The following is a 2,851-nucleotide window of genomic DNA, read 5'->3' as shown; positions in this document are numbered from 1 at the left end:
AGCGCCTAATTTTTATATTCTATAGTTAATTTTTATAAAAATTATTAACTTTTTTACATACTAGGTTCGGTAGAGCCTTTTTTATCTACTGGGGGCTGTTAACTGGAGTGATAAATGCTCAAAACCGGGTTTGTTAAACTCTACTAACTAGAGCTTGTTATTAAAGTTTTAATTGACGCAAAGGAGCCATCGCATTTTGTATCGATTTCTCTAATTATATGAGTAATAATCCTAAAGTTGATAGCTGTACGCTCCTAGGGCTGACTGATACCAGTATAGTTGGCGATTGCAACAGAGTCTCCCCTCTAACAACAGCTAAGCCATTTCCGGCAATGCAAGAAGCAAGAACCATTGCTTGAGAAACGCTCTAAGTTAAAAGCTACCCCTAGCGGGAGAAGTTAAGAGCTCACCACTTCTTACCCTTATGAATGCTAACAACTCTAATATCAACCCCCACAAAACCTTTCCTGAATCAGCAAGGCAGCACTCCCCTCAAATTAAAGAAGTGATTGCAGTAATTTTTCCTTTTCTCGCGGATGCACGTGCTGAAGAACATCCCTTCAAATTAAACGATATCGTAAAAACAGGCAACCAATACGGTATTGTTACTTCTCTCAACAAAACTGAAAAATCTGTGACAATTACTTGGGACGCAAGTCCCGGCGAAGATTCATTTTCATGGACTTATAACCTCGACGAAATCCGCGCCCTCACAATCTCCCTCATTCCTCAGTTTATCCCTAAAAAGACTGCTGGAGAACTTCCAACTTGCACAACCATCGTACTCGCTAATTCCGAACAGGTACAATTGGGCAATGCAACTCCTTTCAAAGTAGAATCCGTGACCGAACACCACATTCTCATCTCTGCTCTCGACCAATTGTATCACTTTCCCATCAACTTGTTTCCCGGCTACCCGACAATTTGTACCATAGATATACCGACACCCCAACAATTAAAAGCCGCCAGCTATTTATCTGTTACCGATATCAGAATCATAGCTAAGACGCATTTAGCTCTTGAAGTGCCCGACCACTTTTTAGAATTCGTTATACCAGTCCAAAAACAGCAGTTGAAAGAAAAAATAGCTCAACAATTGAGCGAAGAAAATTACCAACTTCTCGACTTTGACATAGCTTGGGAAGAAGCCTGGAAGCAGCAGTTAGAAAACCTAACAAAGAAACAAGGCTTCTACGGATTTAGAGAGGGAGATTGCATTTTACAGCACCGAGAAGGAGTTCAACGAATGGGGAGAGTCCAACACTTGAACGTTGAAGAGCCACGTCCATTTCACATCCAGTGGAACAGCGGAGAACTCCTAAGTTACAGCTTGACAGAACTCAAAGGTTTGGGTATTGCCCGCATCGAACCCCTGGTTAAATTATCGCCCAATGTGGCTTATCAAATTAGCGAAGACAGGTTTTACTTTAGAGCTTGGATAGGATTCCGTACTAAAGCGTTAGCTAAAGCGTGGCTAATACCTGTCAAAAAGCTAGTCGGCCACCTGAGCAACTTAATTGATTGCCAAATTTCCGAACTTCAACATACAGGTTATAAATACGAGTACGCTGTAGAATGTCCCCGACATAAAACATTAAACAAGCGTTTAGAAGCTCTCGCCAAAGTTGCTGAACTTGATTTAGAAAGGACGCCATTTACGAGATGAGTGGGAAGTAGCAAGCACTTCGTAGGGTGTGGACGGTGCTTTTTTGGTGGAACAAAAAACAGAAAAATTTCCTATTTGTCTTAAAATTTTTATTAACAAGACTTAGGAATCTTCCTTGCCCGGAATCTAAAAAACCTACTCTTGAAAGACTCCGCCATCAAGCTAACGCTTAATCAGAGGTTGATCAAATTAGTAATGGACGCTAACTAATGATTCAAGCCTTACTAGAACAACCCCAAAAAGTTACACAATTTCCCTTCACGCTCAAACCGCAACAGCAGCAAGCCCTCGACAAATTGAGAACCTTTCTAACCACTACCGAGTCATTCTTCTTGCTGTGCGGCTACGCAGGAACTGGAAAATCCACAATAGTCTTTCAAATTATCCAAGAACTCTTGAGTCAAAGCAAACGCATTGCCCTCACAGCACCTACTAACAAAGCAGTCGGCATCCTCAGAAAAATGGCAGCGTCTCAAGGCATTTTCGGAGTTGATTTTATGACAATACACCAGCTTTTAGGATTGGGCATGGTCAGAAAAGAACAAGAAAAAGCCTTGTCACAGACAAGTTCCAGCAGCCTTCACCTCTACGATATCATCTTCCTCGACGAATGTTCGATGGTTGGAAGCGAATTGTGGAAATGGATAGAACGCAATTTTGAACGCACATTCTTCAATCACCGCAAGCTAATTTTAATGGGCGACCCCGCTCAACTCAATCCTGTAGGAGACAAAAAGTCGCCTGCTTTCAGCATTACCAATAAAGCTGTACTGACCAAAGTTGTCAGGCAAGCAGGGGAAAGCCCTGTGCTCGATTTCATAACATAATGCCGCTCTTTTGTCAATAGCAAAGCAGACATATTTTTGCCACACTCTAAATACAAAAAAGGAGACAAGTCAAACGGTGCATTCAAAGTTAAATCAGAAACGCTGCTACAATATGCTGTCAAAACGATCGATCTAGAATTTAGTCAAAATTTCGATCGTTTCAGAATTCTGTGCTGGACTAACAAACGAGCCAAATACTACAATCACCTTATCAGAGTGCGATTCGTTTAACCCAAATGAATAGAGATATTCAGGGACGGTTAGTCTAACCAATCGGTTAGAACAACTAAATACACATCTAGGTGCGGGTCATCCCAAGTCCTAGTCCGCAAGTGCAGCGGTAAAAGCATATCCCCTA

At 41.6% G+C, this 2,851-nt stretch carries 2 protein-coding genes; both read left to right on the top strand.

Translation table 11 applies throughout. The annotated features are described in order from the left end of the window. Nucleotides 1–424: 424 nt before the first annotated feature. Nucleotides 425–1,666, top strand: a complete 1,242-nt coding sequence (locus QUB61_RS38775; RefSeq protein ID WP_333136709.1) for a hypothetical protein — start codon at nt 425–427, stop codon at nt 1,664–1,666. Between the two features lie 209 nt (nt 1,667–1,875). Next, on the top strand, nt 1,876–2,493 hold the full coding sequence (locus QUB61_RS38770; protein ID WP_333136707.1) for an AAA family ATPase: 618 nt from the start codon (nt 1,876–1,878) through the stop codon (nt 2,491–2,493). Nucleotides 2,494–2,851: the final 358 nt, after the last annotated feature.

It is taken from the genome of Microcoleus sp. C2D2 (assembly GCF_036702495.1).
In the GTDB taxonomy this organism is placed as follows: Bacteria; Cyanobacteriota; Cyanobacteriia; order Cyanobacteriales; family Microcoleaceae; genus Microcoleus.
This window is presented reverse-complemented; position numbering and strand designations above follow the sequence as displayed.